This window comes from Geminicoccus sp., assembly GCF_036263595.1.
Lineage (GTDB): Bacteria > Pseudomonadota > Alphaproteobacteria > Geminicoccales > Geminicoccaceae > Geminicoccus.
This window is the reverse complement of the sequence record NZ_DATAGQ010000201.1, coordinates 1-17,212: the sequence shown is the minus strand read 5'-3', so window position 1 is coordinate 17,212 and position 17,212 is coordinate 1. Positions and strand designations below refer to the sequence as shown.

Sequence of the window (17,212 nt, the reverse complement as noted above, 5' to 3'; positions counted from 1 at the left end):
TCCGTTGGGTGCAAGAATGAGCGCTCGCTCAGAGACGGTCACGCCTCGTCTTTCTCCAGCAGCGGCTCGATGTCACCGACATAGGTTGGCGCGCCAAGAAGGACACCCTGGAACCCATGCAGCGGCATGCCGATCTTGATCCCGTTGGTGGTGATCTGGAACTCCCTGATTGTATCCTCGTGAGGGCCGGCCCGCTTCTTGATCACCGAGATGGCGCGGCGGATCCGGCCGGCCGCCTCGAAATATCGCAGGAGGATCACCGTGTCGGCCATGTAGGTGATGTCGATCGGCACCCGAAGCTCGCCGACCAGCCCATGGGACGCGATTGTCAGGAAGGTCGCGGCGCCCTGGCGGTTCAGGTACTGCAGGAGCTCGTGCAGGTGCAGGATGAGGAAGCTCTCGTCCGGCATGGAGGCCTGGTAGCCGTTCAGGCCATCGATCACGACCGTGCGCACCTGATGGATCGAGACGAGGTCGCGAACCCAGTGGGTGAACTCGCCCGGCGACATCTCCGCCGCGTCGACCTGCTCGATCAGAAGATGGCCGGACTCCTTGAGGCCGGCGAGGTCGATCCCGATGCTCCGGGCGCGCTTGAGCAGCAGGCCCAGTTCCTCATCGAAGATGAACAGCGCGGCCTTCTCGCCCCGCGCAATGGCAGCGCTGATGAACTGCAGGGTCAGGATCGACTTGCCGATTCCGGCCGGCCCGAGCAGCACGGCGTTCGAGCCCGCATCGATGCCGCCGCCAAGCAACGCGTCCAGTTCGGGGATCTGGCAGGTGAGCACCCTGCTGGCAACGGATGCCCTGTGCTCGCTCGCCACGAGCCTGGGGAAGACGAACACGCCACCCGTCTTGATGGTCATGTCGTGGTAGCCGCCGCGGAAGCTCTGGCCGCGATACTTCATCACCCGCAGGCGGCGCCGCTGGGCGCCGTAGTTGGGGGCAAGCTCCTCCATCCGGATCACGCCATGCGCGATGCTGTGGACCGTGCGGTCCAGCGTGTCCGAAGTCAGGTCGTCCAGCATCAGCACCGTGGAGCCGATGCGTGCGAAATAATGCTTGAGTGCCAGGATCTGGCGACGGTAGCGCAGCGAGCTTTGTGCGAGCAGCCTGATCTCGGACAGGCTGTCCAGCACGATCAGGTCCGGCTGCTCCCGCTCCACCACCTCGAAGATCAGGCGCGTGGTCTCACCCAGCTCGAGGTCGGCCGAGTAGAGAAGGCTCTGCTGCTGGTTCGAATCCAGCAGGCTCTCGGGCGGTACGAGCTCGAACACCTTGATCGTGTCGTTCAGGGTCCAGCCATGAGAGGTCGCACCGGCCTTCAGCTCGCGCTCGGTCTCCGACAAGGTGATGTAGAGGCACTTCTCGCCCCTGGCCGCGCCGTCGATCAGGAAATGGAGCGCGACGGTCGTCTTGCCGGTGCCGGGATTCCCTTCGAGCAGGTAGAGATGGCCCCGGGCCAGGCCGCCGCCCAGCACGTTGTCCAGGCCTGGCAGCCCGGTTCTGGCCTTGCCCGACAGGTGGGCGTTCATCGTCATTGCCTCCAATAGCCCGGGCGGCCAGACGCGCGAGCTTTCCCTGGGGCCATAGATCGTTCCCTTCGGGCTTGCCAGCCGAGTCGGACCCGCTGCATCCAACAGGTCCAGCGGCCATGGTGCCGCACGCCTTCGTCATGGATACGGCAGGTTGCTAGTCGGCCAGCGCCGCCACCTCGTCGGCCGTGAGCCTGATCGTCCCGGCCGCGACGTTCTCCTCCAGATGGTGGCGAGACGTGGTTCCCGGGATCGGGAGGATGATGGGGCTTCGTGCCAGCAGCCAGGCGAGAGCGAGCTGGGCCGGCGTACAGTGCTTCAAGGCGGCGGCACCGGCGAGCCGGCCCGACGCCGATGCGAGCGGCGCCCCGTGGCGCGAGGCGTCGGCGCCGAGCGGACCGTAGGGAAAGAAGACGATCCCGGCCTCGGTACAGGCATCCACGATCGGGTCGTGGGTCAGGTCGGCCAGGCTGTAGCGGTTCTGCACCGAAGCGATCGGTGCTGCGCCCCTGGCGCGGTTGAACTCGTCGAGCGTGACGTTGGAGATCCCGATATGGCGGACCTTACCCTCGCGCACGAGGTCATGCATCGTCCCGACCGTCTCCTCGATGGGCGTATCCTGGTCGACCCAGTGCAGCTGGAGCAGATCGACATGGTCGCGCCGCAACTGCAGCAGGCTGGCTTCCAGGATGGCGCGGACCGCCTTGGGCCGACCGTCGCGGTAGTTGAGGCCGGGCCCGACCTTGGCGATCCCGCACTTGGTCGTGATGACGAGATTGTCGGGGTAGGGATGGAGCGCGTCGGCGATGAGGGCTTCGTTGAAGCCGGGGCCGTAGGCATGGGCGGTGTCGATCAGGGTGACGCCGAGCTCGACCGCCCGCCGCAGCACCGCGATGCCGTGCTCGTGGTCGGGGTAGGGCCCCCAGTTGCCGGGCTGGCCGGTCAGGCGCATGGCGCCGAACCCGATGCGGGCGACTTCCAGCTCACCGCCAATCTTCACGGTGCCTGCACTGTTCGCGGTGACGGTCATGAGTCCTTCGGCCTCTCGATCCTGTGGCGATCCTAGCTGCACATTCCTGGCAGCTGACAAGGCACAGGTCACCTCGCGACTTCACGACTGGTGCAAACATCTTTCGGACGACATCGCCATGGGCCAGACGAGGCTAAGGTTCCATTGAATCACGCATTTGTGATCAACTGGGTGGGTGGTGGTGCAGGTGACAGAAATTCAAGCATGATTTATGTGTGGAATTGCAGATCGCTGACGACATGAACGGCGATTGCTCAATACTGTCGGGCCCTTGGCTAATTGTTCACGTGCGATGCAAGGGCTCTGGCCGGACGGCACGGTCTTTTCACTCATCGGAGACGGTGTCGGCTGGCCGGAGTCCAATATTGCATGGTGGTGCCCCCGTCGCGGATGGCAATCTGCTAGCTGCCCTTGTTCGGCCGGGTCAACACGATCGATCGGCCAGCGCCGTCGGGCCAGGGTTCTCCCGCGCGGCAGGCCAAAAGCTCGTTCAGTCGCGCGTGCACAGGGTCCGTCCATGCGGCCGAGCGTGGGCCACGCTGGTCGATATGCACCAGCAGCATTTCCGCCGTGGCCAGCAGCGTCCCGTCATCGTCGCGGAGCATGCTGTGGAACAGGCGCAGGCGCTTGTGGTCCAGTTCGAGCAGGCGACAGCTGACCCTCACGGCCGCCCCGGTGCCGACCTCGTGGAGATAGCGCACATGCGTCTCCAGCGTGTAGACCGTCATCAGGTTCTGCCGGCGCCAGCCGTCGTCCATCCCGATCAGGTCGATGAGCGCGTCGGTCGCATGGCTGAAGATCAGGACGTAGTAGGCCTCGTTCAGGTGGCCGTTATAGTCGAGCCACTCCTCGGCCACCACCGCACGGTGGATCGGCTCCAACGGACTGTCCTGCACGTTCGTTTCCTCCTGCCCGCAGCTGTCGGTCGATTGCCGCACCCCGTCGGTCTTCTTGGTGTGCGACGCCGTTCACGGTGGGCTGTAGTTGAACGAAGCGGGCCTTTCGGTCCACGATCACCGCCATGGTGGGCTGGAATTCCCGACCGACGGAGCGCGAGAACCGCGACATGCGCCAGGCGTCCTTGTTCCTTGTGATGACGCTGATCGCCGGGATCTGGCTCGGCGCGCCGGCCGTTCTCGGCCAGTCGTCCGACCAGCCCGCGACCGGCGCGATCGAGGCCACCGGAATCGACGTGTCGGCCGAGCGTGCGTCGCCGGAAGCCTGCGTCACCTTCGACCGCCCACTGGCCGAGCTTTCCGACCTGGACCTCCGCTCCTTCGTCCAGGTTGACCCTGGCGGGGACCGTGCCCTGTCCGCACGCGGCGAGCGGCTCTGCGTGGGCGGCCTTGCCCATGGCAGCCGCTACCACATCCTGGTCAGGGCCGGGCTGGCGGCCGCGGACGGCTCGCAGCTGGCGGCCACGGCGGAGTTCGACGCCGCCATTCCCGACCAGGCACCTGCGGTCAGCTTCCGCGGGCGCGGCGACGTGTTGCCGCTCTCGGCCGACCCGGTGCTGCCGGTCACCAGCGTGAACGTCCCGCGGATCCACCTGGAGCTGTTCCAGGTCACCGACCGCAGCCTCGTCGAGCGGATCGCCCAGGGAGCACTCGGCTGGCAGCAGAGCGGCTGGGACATGCAGCAGCTGCGCGAGCGGACGGGCCGTCGGCTGTTCGCCGGCGAGGTGCTGGTCGAGCAGGAACTGAACCGCGAGGTCACCACGGCCGTGCCGCTGGCGGGGATGCTCGGCGAGCGCACGCCCGGCGTCTATGTCGCGGTGGCACGGCCGGCCGACGCGGCGCCCGAGGACTGGCAGAGCCTGCCGACCCGGTGGTTCGCGCTGACCGACACCGGCCTGTTCACCTGGCAGGGCGATGACGGCCTCCTCGTCCATGCCGCCAGCCTTGCCGATGGCCGGCCGCTGGGCGGGCGCGACCTCGTCCTGATGACGCGCAGCAACCGCGCGATCGCACGGGCGACGACGGGCCCGGACGGCTTTGCGCAGTTCACGGCGGGCGACCTGCGGGGGCAGGGCGGCGATGCCCCGCAGGCCCTGTTCGCCTATGGCGGCGACGGCGACTTCATCTGGCTGGACCTCGAGCGGGCCGGCCTCGACCTGACCGACCGGGGCGTGGAGGGGCGCACGCCGCCGGGTGCCCTGGATGCCTTCCTCTGGACGGAGCGGGGCATCTACCGCCCGGGCGAGACCGTGCATCTGGGCGTGATGCTGCGCGACCGCACTGCCCAGGCCGTGCCCGGCCAGCCGCTGGTGCTGGTGGTCTCCCGTCCCGACCAGGTCGAGGTCGACCGGGTGCGCGTCGACCCGAAGGATGCCGGTGGTGCCCTCGTCGACCTGCCCCTGGCGGCGGGCGCCTTTCCCGGCACATGGACGGTCACCGCGCATGTGGGCGATGGCGCCCCGGCGATCGGGCGCGTCGCCTTTGCCGTCGACGACATCGTCCCGCCGCGGCTGGAGGTCTCGCTGGCAGGGCCCAACCGGATCGCACCGGGGCAGCCGGTAGAGGTCGTCGCTTCCGCGGACTACCTGTTCGGCGCCCCCGGCGCGGACCTGCCTGCCACGGCGGACCTGGTCGTGCGCGCCGCGCAAGCGTCGTTTGCCGCATGGAAGGGCTGGCGGTTCGGGCTGGAGGAGGAGCCCTTCCTGCCCGAGCGCCGCGTCCTGGCCAGCCTGCAGACGGATGCATCGGGCAAGGCGATCTTCCCCGTCGATATCGGGCAACCCAAGGCCGGCCAGCCGCTGGAAGCGGTGGTGAGCGTGCAGGTGAGCGATGTCGACGGGCGGCCCGTCAGCGCCGAGCGCGTGCTGGCGGTCGATGCGCCGCAAGGCCATGTGGCGCTGCTGCCTGCCTTCGACGGCGGCCTGCCGGAGAACGGGACGGCGTCGTTTCGTTTCGGCGCCATGGACGACCGCGGCCGCCCGCGCGGCGACATCCCGCTCGACTGGCGGCTCTTCCAGGAGGACGTGGACTATCTCTGGGTACGCCAGGGGACCGACTGGAGCGTCGAGACGGTCGTGACCGACCGGCTGCTCGATTCGGGCAGCCTGCGCAGCGGTCCCGACGGCACCGTGGCCCTGGACCAGCCGGTCGCGAGCGGACGCTACCGCATGGAGGTGGCGGAAGCAGGCAGCATCGCTGCCGCGAGCATCCGGTTCAGTGCCGGCTGGTGGTCGGCTGCGGATGGCGAAGAGCGGCCGGACCAGGTCGAGGTGCGGCCGGTCGATCAGGCCAGGGCCGCGAGCGGCCAAGACCCGATCCAGGTCTTCGTGCGCCCGCCCTACCGCTCGCGCGTCATCGTGGCGCTGGCGGACCGTCGCCTGCGCGCCCGCGTGGAAGCCGAGCTCGGCCCGGAAGGCGGGCTCGTCACCTTGCCCCCGACCACGGTCGATCCCGGCGGCATCTACGTGCTCGCGACAGCGCTGGCCGCGCCGGGCGCGGCCCATCCCCGGCTGCCGGCGCGTGCCTTGGGCGTGAGCCATCTGCCCGGGCCGGTGGCGGAGCGCCGGCTGGACGTGGCGCTGGACGTGCCGGCCGTAGTCCGGCCGGAAGGCCCGCTGCCGGTGACGGTCAAGGTGCAGGGCCTGGCGGCGGACGAGCCCGCCTTTGTCGCCCTGGCCGTGGTCGACGACGCGGTCCTGCGGCTGACGGGTTTCCAGCCCGCCGATCCCGCAGGCTATTTCCTGGGCCAGCGCGCGCTGGGCGTGGCACTCAGGGACGTCTATGGCCGCCTGATCGATCCTGACGGCGTGCGCGGGCGGGTCGTGTCGGGTGGCGATGCGCGGATGTCGCTACAGTTCGCCGGCAACGAGGTCCGCTCCTACCGGATCGTCAGCCTGGCCCAAGGCCCGCTCCGGCTGGCCGGCGACGGCACGGCCACCGCTACCTTCGCCATGCCCGATTTCGCCGGTCGCGTCGATGTCGCGGCACTTGTCTGGAGTGCCAAGCGGATGGGTCGTGCCGGTGCGAAGAGCATCGTGCGCGGCCCGATCGTCGCCGAGCTGACCCGGCCCCGGTTCCTTGCCACCGGCGACGAGGCGCAGCTCACGCTGGATGCCCACCATGTGGATGGACCGACCGGCCTGTGGTCCGCCGAGGTCGCGACCGCCGGGCCGCTCACCATCGAGCCCGCCCGTCCCCTGCCGCTGGACTTGGCACCCGGCAAGGCAGCACGCCGCTCGCTGACCGCCCGGGCCGGCGAGGCACCCGGCACGGCAGGCGCCCAGATGAAGCTGACCGCACCGGACGGAACAACGGTCCGCCAGGGCTTTCCGCTGGCCGTGCGCAGCCCCTGGCCTCACCAGGCCGAGCGGACCGTCGGCGACCTCGGACCCGGCCAGTCCCTGGTGATCGACGAGGCGCTGGCGGCAGGCTTCCTGCCCGGAACGGTCAAGGTCGAGGTGTCGGTCGGCCCGCTGCCGGAGCTGGGCCTGGCCCGTCTGGTCGAGAGCCTGTCGGATTATCCCTATGGCTGCGTCGAGCAGACCGTCAGCAAGGCGGCACCGCTGCTGGCCGCCCGCAGCCTGCGCGACGCGCTGGGCCTGGGGCCGGAGCCGGCGGCGGCCACGGTCGGGCTTGCCGACAGCGTGCGGCGCCTGATCGACCTGCAGAATGCCGGGGGCGCCTTCGGCCTATGGTCGCCGACCTCGCCGGTCGAGACCTGGCTGTCCGCCTATGTCGGGGATTTCCTGCTCCGCGCGCGCGAGCAGGGCGTGCACGTGCCGGGCCGGCCGCTGGACCGGCTGGCCGACCGGCTGGCCGTCGCATTCTCCAGCGACGATGCCAGCCCGCCGGGCCTGCAGGCCCGGGCCTATGCGGCCTATGTGCTGGCGCGGATGGGGCGGCTGGACGTGGCGAGCCTGCGCTGGCTCGAGGGGCGCTATCTCACGAGCCTGCCGAGCGACCTGGCCCGTGCGCAGCTGGCTTCGGCTCTCGCCCTGTCCGGCGATCGCCCGCGGGCCGAGCGCGTGGCGGCGAGCCTGGACGGGGTGCGCGATACGAGTGCCGCGCTGTTGGACTATGGCAACGAGCTGCGCGATGCTGCCGGCAGCCTGTCCCTCCTGGTGGAAAGCGACCTGATCGCTTCGGACGAGCAGGAGCGGCGCGTCTCGCAGATCGCCGCTGCCTATGGCGATCCCGGCACGCTCGACACCCAGACCCAGGCCTGGCTCCTGCGCGCGGGCGCCAGCCTCCTGGCCGGGCGTGGCGGGCCGGTCGAGCTGGCGGTGGATGGCGCGTCGCGGCCATCTCAAGCCGGACCGCTCCGTCTCGTGCGCGACCTGTCCCCGGGCATGCCGCCGCTTCGCATCGAGAACCGGGGCGACCAGCCGCTCTACCGCACGATCACGGTCTATGGCCTGCCCGTGGAAGCGCAGCCGCCAGCCGCCGAAGGCTTCGCGCTCAGGCGGACGGTGCTGCGCATGGACGGCCGCCCGGTCCCGCAGCGGCGCGACGTAGATGGCACCATCGCCCTTCAACAGGGGGAGCGGGTCGTGGTGCTGCTGGAAGGGCAGGTCGTACAGCCGGGCGACCGCGAGGCCCTGCTGGTCGACCTGCTGCCGGCGGGGCTGGAGATCGAGCCGCTGCGGCTGGAAGGAGCACAGCAGACCGACGAGCTTTCTTGGCTGGGCGACCTGACATCGCCGGTGGCCCGGGTCTCGCGGGACGATCGCTTCGCCGTGGCCCTGGACGGCTGGTCGGACCGCTTCCGCCTGGCCTATGTCGCACGGGCGACCACGCCCGGCCGCTTCGTCTGGCCTTCCTCCAGGGTGGAGGACATGTACGACCCGGCGAGCTTCGCCCGGACGGCGAAGGGAAGGCTGGAGGTCGTGGCAAGGTGACCGCCGGCCGGCTGCGGGCGATCATGCCGAGGTTGTGGCCGGGCCTGATCCTGGCCGGGCTGCTGGCGGTGCTGATCGCCGGTGCCGCCGTGGGCCTCCTTCTCGACCGGCTGTTCCCGCTGCCGCTTGCCCGGTTCCACGACCGCTCGCCACTCGTCGTGGCCGAGGACGGGGCCTGGCTGCGGGCCTTTCCCAGCGGGGACGGAAGCTGGCGGCTTATGACCCGCGCCGACCAGGTCCCGCCTTTGTTCCTGGACATGCTGGTCGCCGCGGAGGACCGGCGCTTCTTCCTTCATCCCGGCATCGACCCGCTGGCGCTGGTCCGCGCCGGCCTGCAGTGGCTGGCCAGGGGCAGGGTGGTCTCGGGCGGGTCCACGCTCACCATGCAGGTGGCCAAGCTCCTGGACCCGCAGCCGCGCACCCTTTCGGCCAAGCTGGTGGAGATCTTCCGCGCCCTGCAGCTCGGGCTGCGCCACGACCGCGATGACGTCCTCGCGATGTGGCTGACGCTGGCTCCCTTCGGCGGCAACCTGGAGGGCGTGCGCGTGGCATCGCTCGCCTGGTTTGGCCGCGAGCCGGCCGAGCTGGCACCGGCCGAGATGGCCCTGCTGGTGGCCTTGCCGCGCGCGCCCGAGCAGCTGCGCCCCGACCGTCATCCCGAGCGGGCGCGGATCGCGCGGGACCGGCTGATCCGGCGCCTGGCAGCGCGTGGTGCCATCGATGCCGACACGGCCGCCGCCGCGACCGCCATGCCGGTGCCAACAAAGCGCCGGCGCCTGCCCATGCTGGCCCCGCATCTGGCCGAGCAACTGCTGGCCCGCCGCCCCGCCGCCGCTGCCGACCCCTTGGTGACGACGCTGGACCGGCCTCTCCAGGAGGGCGTGGAGCGCCTGCTGCGGGCCAGGGCCGCCACGCTGGCGGCACCCGTCAACGTGGCGGTCGTCGTGATCGAGCATGCCACCGGCAAGGTCCGTGCATGGGCGGGCTCGGCCGCCTATGCCGATCACGCCCGCCACGGCATGGTCGACCATGCCAGGGCGATCCGCTCGCCCGGCTCGACCTTGAAGCCCTTCGTCTACGGCCTGGCGTTCGATCGCTTCCAGGCCCACCCGCGCAGCATCGTGCGGGACGAGCCCAGGCGGTTTGCGGACTATGCACCCGACAATTTCGACGATGGCTTCTCCGGCGAGACGACCGTCACCGCGGCCCTGCAGCGCTCGCTGAACCTGCCCGCCGTGACCGTGCTGGACCGGCTGGGACCGGTGGGCTTCGTGCAGGGGCTCGCCGATGCTGGTCTGGATCTGCAGCTGGACCCGCGCCGGCCGGCCGGGCTGCCGGTCATCCTGGGCGGCGTCGGCACCTCGCTGGTCCAGCTGGTGGCGGCCTATGGCGCGATCGCAGGCGACGGGCAGGTGCGCCAGCCTCGCATGATGCCTGGCCAGACCGTGCCGTCGGACCGGCCCCTGCTCACGCCGGCGGCAGCGGCAGCGCTCCGGTCGATCCTGGCGCAGGTTCCACGGCCGATCGGTGCCCGGCCGGACCGGGTGCTCGCCTACAAGACCGGCACGTCGTTCCGCTTTAAGGATGGCTGGGCCATCGGCTTCGACGGACGCCATGCCGCCGGCGTGTGGGTGGGGCGTTCCGATGCGGCCCCTTGTGCGCGTGCCTGCAGCGGCCTGGGCGGTGCCGCCCCCATCCTGGCGGCGATCTTCGATCTCGTCGAACCGGCACCGTTGCCGCCGGCACCGGCCGACAGCCCGTTTCTGGGTGACCCGCCCGCCGCCTTGGCGCGGCTGGACCAGCTCGCGGGCCAGCCCGATGCCGGGCCGCCCTTGCGGCTGGAATTTCCGGCGGATGCCAGCGTGCTGGAGGCGGGCCGGGCGGACGCGGTGCCGCTGCGAGCGGCCGGTGGCCGGCTGCCCTATCGTTGGTATGTCGAGGGAGCGCCGCTCGCCGCCGGTGCCACGCGACGGCGCGAAACGGTCTGGCGGTCGCCGGGCCCTGGCTGGAACGAGATCATGGTGGTGGATGCCGACGGTCGTGCCGCACGCGCGCGCGTGCGCCTGCTGGCAGGGAACGGATCAGGCGAACCGGCCGGCATGATCCCCGCCATGCTCCCGGGTCTGCCCGAGCATGGCGTCCCAGAAGGCATCGCGCGCCAGGAAGCTTTCGACGGAGTCATCCTGGGTGGCGGCCAGGATGAGGAAGGCGAACCCCGGTAGCGCCGACAGGTGGCCCCGCAGCGCGCCCGGATCCACCGAGCGCAGCCAAGTCGATGCCGCCTCGTGCTCATGGGCGCGGCGGCTCAGGAGCCAGGTCAGCCCCTGCCAAGCCGACTCCACGACGGCCCGCTCGTCCAACTCCATCAGGGCGGCCGTCAGGACGCATTTGACATGGTGGACATAGGCGGCGACCGCCTTGGCCTGGGCCTGGCCCAGCACCTGGCGGTTGATCACCATGGTGATCTCCTCCTGGCCCAGCTGCTCGTTGGCGCGCGTCCAGAAGAATCGGTCCAGCTGCCGTGCCCGGTCCGGCCAGGTCAGGTACTCCAGCCGGGTGAAGAGCTGGCGGGCCTCCTCGGCGGCGGCCGGCCCGTCGGCGGTCAGCTCGGCCGAAAGCCAGGCATCGGTGGAATGATGGTTCTGGGTCATCGCCTGCCACGCCCGCCCATGCAGCGCCAAGGCACCGACACTAACGCAGCGCGTCAGACTTGCAAGTGTTCATCAACTAAAGCGCGATAACCCCATGGCGACTGTGCCGTTGCGTGCTGGACCGCTGGAAAAGTTCCTGCCAGCTTCCGCGCCGGGCGAGATCCGCATGGGCGGCGTGCCGGTCCAGAACATGGGAGCTGAGGGTGCGGGACGACGAGGCGTCGACCCCGATGATCGCGCAGTGGCGACGCCTGAAGGAGGCTCACCCAGAAGCGCTCCTGTTCTTCCGCATGGGCGACTTCTACGAGCTGTTCTTCGAGGACGCGGTGGCGGCGGCACCGGTCCTGGAAGTGTCGCTGACCAAGCGCGGCCGCGATCGGGGCCAGGAGGTGCCCATGTGCGGGGTGCCGGTCCACGCGGTCGAGACCTACCTGCACCGGGCGATCCGCAAGGGCTTCAAGGTCGCGGTCTGCGAGCAGGTCGAGGACCCGGCCGAGGCCCGCAAGCGCGCGGGCAAGACGCTGGTCGAGCGCGACATCATCCGCCTGGTGACGCCCGGCACGCTCACGGAGGACGCGCTCCTCGACCCGTTGCAGCACAACTGGCTGGCAGCGGTCACTATCCAGGGCAATCGCGGTGCGATCGCACGGGTCGACCTGTCGACCGGGCGCCTCGAGATGGAGGCGCTGCCCAAGGAGGCGCTGGCCGCGGCCCTGGCCCGCCTGGCCCCTGCCGAACTGCTGGTCCCGGCCGAGCGGCTCCAGGAAGACGGGTTCGCCACCCAGCTGCGTGACCTCGCCGAGCGGCTGACACCCTTGCCCGCGGTCCGGTTCGACCCCGCGGCCGGCACCAGGCGGCTGAAGCTGCGCTTCGGCGTGGCGGACCTGGCACCGTTCGGCGCGTTCGAGCCGGCCGAGACGGGTGCGGCCGGCGCCCTGGTCGACTACCTGGAGCTCACCCAGAAATCCGGCAGCTTTCACCTTCACGAACCCGTGCGGATCGACGACGCGACGCTGCTCCAGATCGACCCGGCGACAAGGCGTTCGCTGGAACTCATGCGCGGTCCCGACGGCGAGCGGGCGGGGTCGCTGCTGGCGGTCGTGGACCGGACTACCAGCGCCATCGGCGCCCGCCTGCTCGCCCGGCGGATCGCGGAGCCGGCGGCCCGGCTGGAGCTGATCCGCCCGCGCGCCGACAAGGTCTCGTTCCTGGCCGACGATGACCGCCTGCGTGCGAGGCTGCGCGCGATCCTGGCGGGCATGTCCGACCCGGAGCGGCCGCTGGCGCGGCTTGCGGCTGAGCGCGGCGGCCCGCGCGATCTCCGCTCGCTGGGGGATGCCGCGGATCGGGCCGGCCGGATCGCGCTGGAGCTGGGCGACACGCCGTCGCCGCTGGCAGGCCTGCTCCCGCAGCTCACCGGCCTGGAGCCGCTCGCCCGCTCCATCCTGGAAACCCTGGCGGAGCCGGCACCGCTGCGCGTCGAGGATGGCAGCCTGCTCCGCCCTGGGGTGGATGCCGAGTACGACCGGCTCGTCTCCATGCGCGACGCCGGTCGTGCCCACCTGGAGGTCTTCGAGCGCCGCCTGCGCGAGGACACCGGCATCGGCAACCTGAAGGTCCGGCATAACGGGATGCTCGGCTGGTATGTCGAGGTGCCGACCGCGCAGGACGGCAAGGTGCCGCCCGACTTCGTCCGCCGGCAGGGCCTGTCTGGCGCCATGCGCTACACCACCGTGGAGCTCCAGGCCCTGGAGCGGGCACTGGGCGAGGCCGCCGACGGTGCCCAGGCCCGCGAGCGGGCGATCTTCGCCGCGCTCTGCGCGCAGGCGCTGGATCACGCCCCCGCTCTGCGCCTTGCCGCCGAGGCGCTGGCCGAACTCGACGTGGCGGCTGGCCTGGCGGAGCTGGCGCGCGAGCGCAACTGGGTCCGGCCGGAACTGGTCGAGGAACCCGTCTTCCTCGTGCGCGGTGGCCGCCACCCGGTCGTGGAGGCGGCGCTGGCCGCGGCGGGCCAGCCGTTCGTGGCGAACGACTGCGACCTGGCGCCCGAGCAGCGGCTCTGGCTCCTGACCGGTCCGAACATGGCGGGCAAGAGCACGTTCCTCCGCCAGAACGCGCTGATCGCAGTCCTGGCTCAGGCCGGCTCGTTCGTGCCGGCCCAGGAAGCCCGCATCGGTCTGGTCGATCGCCTGTTCTCCCGCGTGGGCGCTGCCGATGATCTGGCGCGCGGGCGTTCCACCTTCATGGTGGAGATGCTGGAGACCTCCACGATCCTGGCACGGGCCACCGAGCGGAGCCTCGTGGTCCTGGATGAGATCGGCCGTGGCACCTCGACCTGGGACGGCCTCTCGATCGCCTGGGCGGTGGTCGAGCATCTCCACGACAAGATCCGCTGCCGGGGCCTGTTCGCCACCCATTACCACGAGCTGACCCATCTGGCGGCGAGCCTGCCCCGGCTGGCGCTGCAGCGGGTGAAGGTGAAGGAGTGGCAGGGCAGCATCGTGTTCCTGCACGAGATCGGCCGGGGTGCCGCGGAAAGCTCCTACGGGATCCATGTCGCGGCCCTGGCCGGCCTGCCCAAGCCCGTGCTGCGCCGCGCCCGCGAGATCCTGGGCAAGCTGGAGAGGAACGAGGCGAAGGGCACCGCGGCCCGGCTGGCGCAGGACCTGCCGCTCCTGGCGCTCCTGGAGCACGAGGAGGAGCCGAGCGACATGCAGGGGGAGGTGCAGCAGGCCGATGATGCCGGTCGGGAGCTGCGTCGCATCCTGGATAGTGTCGATCCGGACACGCTGGCGCCAAAGGCGGCATTGGAGCTCATCTACCAGCTGAAGGCGGTGGCAGGTTCCTGCTAGGCTCGGGCACATGAACAAGCTCATGATCGCCGCTTCGTTCCTCCTCCTGCCGCTCGCGGGCGCAGTCGATGCAGCCACGCCCACGCCTGCCGCCTTCGACCGGTTCGTGCGGGAAACCGGCTCGGCCTGCGCGTCGGCGGCGTCGAGTGCCTGCTTCGAGCGCATCTTCCGCTTCGCGGACAACAACCGCGACGGAGCGCTGGATCTGGCCGAAGCCGAGATCATGCGCGACCATGCGCGCCAGTGGGTGCTGGCCCATTCCGGCGAGCTGCATCCGGCGGACAAGCGCGGTGCAGTCGTGACCCTGCTCGCCATCGACTATGTCGGCATCGACGAACTGTTCGCCAGCTACGACGTGGATGGCGACGGCCTGCTGACCCGCGAGGAAGTCTCGGCCGACATCGCCTTGGATGATCGGCCGGTGATGGAGGTGGCGCGGGATCCCGATGCGGTCGACTGGGACCGGCTGATCGGCCGGCTCGGCAGCGGGGCTGCGATGCTCAAGGACGTCCTGCCCAAGCGCAAGACCTCCTGATCAGGCCGGCGGTCAGGTCAGCAGGGTTTCCGCGAACCGGGCAGGCTTGCCCAACGGCTCGCCGACCAGGGCGCCGTCCCGTGCCACCACCTGCCCGCGCAGCAGCGTGGCGACCGGGCGCCCCGTCACCTCGACATCCTCGTAGGGACTCCAGCCCGCGCGCGAGCGCAGCCAGGACCGGTCGATCCGCCAGCGTGCCCCAAGGTCGACCAGGACGAGGTCCGCATCGTAGCCGCGCATGATGCGGCCCTTGCCGGCCAGCTGGAAGATCCGCTGCGGCCCGTGCGCCGTCAGGTCGACCAGCCGCTCCAGCGTGAGCCTTCCCTGGGCGACATGGTCGAGCATCAAGGGCAGCAGGGTCTGCACGCCCGTCATCCCGGACGGGCTGGCCGGGTAGGGCTTGCTCTTCTCCTCCAGCGTATGCGGCGCGTGGTCCGAGCCCAGCACGTCGACCACGCCGTCGGCGATCGCCTGCCATAGCGCCGCCTTGTGTCGCCCATCGCGCACCGGCGGGTTCATCTGTGCCCGCGTGCCGAGCCGCCGGTAGCAGTCCGGCGCCTCCAGGGTCAGGTGATGCGGCGTCACCTCCACTGTCGCGATGTCGCGGGCCGCTGCCAGCAGCTCGATTTCCTCGGCGGTCGTCACGTGCAGCACATGGACGCGGCGCCCGGTCGTGCCGGCAGCGCGCAGCAGCCGCGTGGTGGCCGTGACCGCGGTCTCCACGTCGCGCCACGTCGGATGGAACTCCGCCTGGCCCGACGCTTCGGCCAATGCCTTGCGTTCCCGCAGCCGCGGCTCGTGCTCGGCATGCACCGCGACCCGGCGCTGCCCCGAGCGCAGGACGTCCGCCAGGGCCCCATCGTCCTCCACCAGCAGCGAGCCGGTCGAACTGCCCATGAAGATCTTGATCCCGGCACTTCCCGGCAGCCGCTCCAGGCTGGCGAGATCGCCGATGTTCGCGGCCGTCGCCCCGACATAGAAGGCGTGGTCGCAGTGCATCCGCCCCTCGGCCCGGCGCAGCTTGTCGGCCAGGGCGGCGGCGTCGGTGGTGGCCGGCTGCGTGTTGGGCATCTCGAACACGGTGGTGACCCCGCCCAGCACCGCCGCCTCGCTGCCCGACGCCAGGTCTTCCTTGTGCTCGAGGCCCGGCTCGCGGAAATGCACCTGGCTGTCGATGACGCCCGGCAGGACGTGCAGGCCGCTGGCGTCCAGCGTCTCGGCGGCAGGATGCGCCGTCAGCGCGCCGATGGCCGCGATCCTGCCGGCGGTCACCCCGACATCGGCGGCGACGACGCCGCCCGGCGTGGCGACCGAACCGCCGCGGATCACCAGATCGAAGGACTGCAACACGGATCTCCCCGGCCGATGCCTGCGCGACGCTCTTGCCAAATGGCCGCCGCTCCATCCATCCGTGCCCGCCAAACGGGCTGAGCGGAAGGGTGAACGTGATGAAGGCGCCAGCCGACGGGCGTGGGTTCCTGGCGCTGCTCGTGGTCCTGACCGGGCTGGGGCCGGCGGCCCTGCAGATCTTCCTGCCGGCGATCCCGGCCATCCAGTCCCACTTCATGGTCAGCAGCGCATTGGCGCAGCTCACCTTGTCGCTCTCGACCCTGTCGATTGCGGTCGCCACGCTCCTGTTCGGGCCGCTTTCGGACCGGATCGGCCGGCGCCCCGCCGTGCTGATCGGCCTGGTCGTCTTCCTGGTCGGCAGCATCGGGTCCGTCCTGGCCAGCTCGATCGTCATGCTGGTGGTGGCTCGGGTGGTCCAGGCGGCCGGAGGTGCCGCCGGGATGGTGATCGTGCGGGCGATGATCCGCGACCGGCACGGGCCCGAGGATGCGGCCTCGATGATCGCCGTCGTGACCACGGCCATGGTGGTGGCGCCGATGATCAGCCCGATCCTGGGAGGTGCGCTGACCGATCTGTTCGGCTGGCGCTCGACCTTCGGCGCGGCCGGCCTGGCCGGTCTGCTGATCCTGGCCGCTTCCGCGATGTCGCTGCCGGAGACGCGCCCGGCCCATGTCGGCGTGGCCGGTGGGCCTGGCCTCCTGCACGGCAGCCTGCGCCTTCTCCGCGACCGGAACTTCCTGGCCTACGCCCTGCAGGGTGCCTTCTCGCTGGCCCTCTATTACGCCCTGCTCGGCGGCGGCCCGTACGTGGTCATGGAAGTGATGGGTGGCACGGCCACGCATTACGCGCTGTGGTTCCTGCCGGTGGCCGGCATGTTCATGGCGGGCAACCTGGTGGCTTCCAGGATCTCCCGCAGCTTCGGGATCGACCGGATGGTCCTGGTCGGCAGCATCGGCAACGTGGGCGGCGCTGGCCTGGCCGTTCTCCTGGTGGCATGGGTCTCGGTCGCACCCTGGGCGATCTTCCTGCCGACGGCGCTCGTGGCGTTCTTCCAGGGCCTCTCCGTGCCGAACGCGCAGGCCGGGGCCTTGTCGGTGGAGCCCAAGCTCGCCGGCACCGCGTCGGGCCTTGCCGGCTTCCTGCAGATGGCGCTGGCGGCGGCGGCAGCGCAGCTGGTGGGTACGGTGCATGACGGGACAGCCTGGCCCATGCTCCTCACGATGTTCGGCTGCGCCCTGCTCAGCCTGCTGGCCTTCCTTCCCCGTGCTTTCCCCCGCGGTGCAGTTCTTGCCGGGTAGGAATTGCCGGGTGTGGCGTGGTTTGCCTTGTGGTGGGGTCCGGGTTTGGCGGCTGTGGTGTGGCTGGTGGAGGGGATGGCGGGGGTGGGGTGGGTTGGCACGGGCTGTGC

General features: G+C 70.7%; 9 protein-coding genes. 5 read left to right on the top strand and 4 right to left on the bottom strand.

What is annotated here, in order from left to right; translation table 11 throughout:
• Nucleotides 1-38 precede the first annotated feature (38 nt).
• From VHL31_RS22035 to VHL31_RS22025, 3 genes are all read right to left on the bottom strand, one after another.
• Entirely contained in the window at nt 39-1,538 is a 1,500-nt protein-coding gene (locus VHL31_RS22035; protein WP_414653800.1) for an ATPase domain-containing protein, read from the bottom strand.
• A 151-nt stretch (nt 1,539-1,689) separates the two neighbouring features.
• Nucleotides 1,690-2,562: an aldo/keto reductase gene (locus VHL31_RS22030; RefSeq protein WP_329663395.1), complete on the bottom strand. Its 873-nt coding sequence runs from the start codon at nt 2,560-2,562 to the stop codon at nt 1,690-1,692.
• A gap of 401 nt (nt 2,563-2,963) precedes the next feature.
• The gene (locus tag VHL31_RS22025) at nt 2,964-3,458 is read right to left on the bottom strand and encodes a thioesterase family protein (protein WP_329663394.1); all 495 of its coding nucleotides are present in this window, start codon (nt 3,456-3,458) and stop codon (nt 2,964-2,966) included.
• Nucleotides 3,459-3,583: 125 nt separating this feature from the next.
• Between VHL31_RS22025 and VHL31_RS22020 the strand changes: the two genes are divergently transcribed.
• The 4 genes from VHL31_RS22020 to VHL31_RS22005 all read left to right on the top strand — a co-directional run bounded on the left by VHL31_RS22020 (nt 3,584) and on the right by VHL31_RS22005 (nt 14,454).
• Nucleotides 3,584-8,416 carry an alpha-2-macroglobulin gene (locus tag VHL31_RS22020; RefSeq protein WP_329663393.1) on the top strand — a complete coding sequence of 1,611 codons (4,833 nt, stop codon included), beginning with the start codon at nt 3,584-3,586 and terminating at the stop codon, nt 8,414-8,416.
• Entirely contained in the window at nt 8,413-10,638 is a 2,226-nt protein-coding gene (pbpC, locus tag VHL31_RS22015) for a penicillin-binding protein 1C (protein ID WP_329663392.1), read from the top strand. The genes VHL31_RS22020 and pbpC overlap by 4 nt, the downstream gene beginning before the upstream one ends.
• A 632-nt stretch (nt 10,639-11,270) precedes the next feature.
• Nucleotides 11,271-13,919: a DNA mismatch repair protein MutS gene (gene mutS / locus VHL31_RS22010; RefSeq protein ID WP_329663391.1), complete on the top strand. Its 2,649-nt coding sequence runs from the start codon at nt 11,271-11,273 to the stop codon at nt 13,917-13,919.
• Nucleotides 13,920-13,929: 10 nt separating this feature from the next.
• Nucleotides 13,930-14,454 (top strand): hypothetical protein, encoded by a 525-nt coding sequence (locus VHL31_RS22005; RefSeq protein ID WP_329663390.1) that lies wholly within the window; start codon nt 13,930-13,932, stop codon nt 14,452-14,454.
• A 12-nt stretch (nt 14,455-14,466) separates the two neighbouring features.
• Here the strand turns inward: VHL31_RS22005 and VHL31_RS22000 are convergent, their stop codons facing one another.
• Nucleotides 14,467-15,804, bottom strand: coding sequence for a dihydroorotase (locus VHL31_RS22000; RefSeq protein WP_329663389.1), 1,338 nt, complete (start codon nt 15,802-15,804; stop codon nt 14,467-14,469).
• A gap of 98 nt (nt 15,805-15,902) precedes the next feature.
• Between VHL31_RS22000 and VHL31_RS21995 the strand changes: the two genes are divergently transcribed.
• Nucleotides 15,903-17,102: a multidrug effflux MFS transporter gene (locus VHL31_RS21995; RefSeq protein WP_329663388.1), complete on the top strand. Its 1,200-nt coding sequence runs from the start codon at nt 15,903-15,905 to the stop codon at nt 17,100-17,102.
• Nucleotides 17,103-17,212: the final 110 nt, after the last annotated feature.

Coding starts and splice junctions, on each gene's coding strand:
- VHL31_RS22005 (WP_329663390.1), top strand. CDS start 13,930: ATGAACAAGCTCATGATCGCCGCTTCGTTCCTCCTCCTGCCGCTCGCG.
- VHL31_RS21995 (WP_329663388.1), top strand. CDS start 15,903: ATGAAGGCGCCAGCCGACGGGCGTGGGTTCCTGGCGCTGCTCGTGGTC.
- VHL31_RS22030 (WP_329663395.1), bottom strand. CDS start 2,562: ATGACCGTCACCGCGAACAGTGCAGGCACCGTGAAGATTGGCGGTGAG.
- VHL31_RS22020 (WP_329663393.1), top strand. CDS start 3,584: ATGGTGGGCTGGAATTCCCGACCGACGGAGCGCGAGAACCGCGACATG.
- VHL31_RS22035 (WP_414653800.1), bottom strand. CDS start 1,538: ATGACGATGAACGCCCACCTGTCGGGCAAGGCCAGAACCGGGCTGCCA.